Genomic DNA, 1,324 nt, shown 5'->3' with positions numbered 1-1,324 from the left:
GATCCTGAGCCGTGAGCCGGTCGCCAAGGATGCCCCCGTCRCGGCGGGGAACTACACCCTGACCATGACTTGCGACGGCGGCGGCAAGGAATTCTTCGAAGTCTCGCTCGACGGCAAACGCCTGACAGAGGCGGGGGCCGCATGTAACGGTAGCCGGGAAACCGCCCGGATCACGCTGCCCGCCGCCGGCAGGCTGACGATCAGCGCCTCCAGCGTGGACGCCCCGCTCATTTTTGCCTATCAGCTGGTGCCCGCGGCCTGACTTGCGCCGGCCTCCGGCCGCAGTAGGCTCAGGGCATGATTGCTGCCGGGGGAAGGCATGGCGGGGGACGGCATGGGCGCCGGACTGCGGCGCCGCTGATCGTGCTGGCGCTGGCGGCTGCTGCACTGGCCGGCTGCGAGGTTGCGGACGACGTCGGGCTCCCCGCCTCCGACTCCAGCCCATCGGCCCGGCCGTCCGCGGCCCGTCTGCCGCTGCCGGCCGAAGACCCGCAACTGGCAGCCCGGCAAGCCCGGAACCAGGCCGAGGTTGCACGGATCCTGGGGGACCCGCCAGGGCCGGTGCCGATGGGCGGGGCCGGCGGAATCGGCCGGAGCGGTTTCCGCGCTTCGCTCACGGCCCCGGGGAAGGGCTCCTATGCGGTGACCGCCGCCCTGCGCCGGAACGCCGAGCGCCCTTCTGGCCATTTCGCAGAACGGCGGTCGAAACGGGGGCCATCTGGAGCTCAGCGTCGAGTGCGGGCGTCTCGTCGAGGGGACGGTGGACCTGGAATCGGGGTCGGTCACAGTCCAAATCTTCAGTAATACAACGGATCCGGGCCTGGGCGCCGCGGCAGGTTTCCGGATCGAGAGCCGTCCGCCGTCGTAGGGCCGGTCAGTGCGGGGTGGCCGGTCCAGCCGGCTCTGGCCCGCCGCCGCGGGCGGGCCTAAAGTCGGAATATGCTCCCTGTGCTGGCTCCCCGGCCGCAGCGGCAGCGCGGCGGTGACCTTGTCGCCGTCGCCCTAACTGCCGCCGCGATCGCCGCCGGCCTGTCCTGCGGACTGACCGCCTGCGAGTACCAGTACGACGACGGACTTTCCGCCCGGGATTCGCCTTCCCAGACTTTTGCCGACGCCGCGCTTCCCCGGGACCCGGCCCTGAACCGGCCGGTGAGCGGCGCGGAGCTTAGTCGCTGGGTTGCCGAGGCGCTGCCGGCGACCCAGGGCCGGATCTTCCACACCGGCTCGGGGCTGCYGGACGCCGGGGCGACGCGGAACGAAACCACCACGCAATTGCCGAGCGGCACGTACGCCCTCACCTTGGCATGCCGGAGTACCCGGCGGG

At 71.8% G+C, this 1,324-nt stretch carries 2 pseudogenes; both read left to right on the top strand.

The window, feature by feature from the left end:
• A pseudogene (locus AB4Y86_RS19035) lies at positions 1-262 on the top strand (hypothetical protein); the annotation flags it as partial.
• Between the two features lie 677 nt (positions 263-939).
• A pseudogene (locus AB4Y86_RS19030) lies at positions 940-1,324 on the top strand (hypothetical protein); the annotation flags it as partial.

Origin of the sequence: Arthrobacter sp. 2YAF22_2 (assembly GCF_052114645.1) — a bacterium.
GTDB lineage: Bacteria > Actinomycetota > Actinomycetes > Actinomycetales > Micrococcaceae > Arthrobacter.
This window is presented reverse-complemented; position numbering and strand designations above follow the sequence as displayed.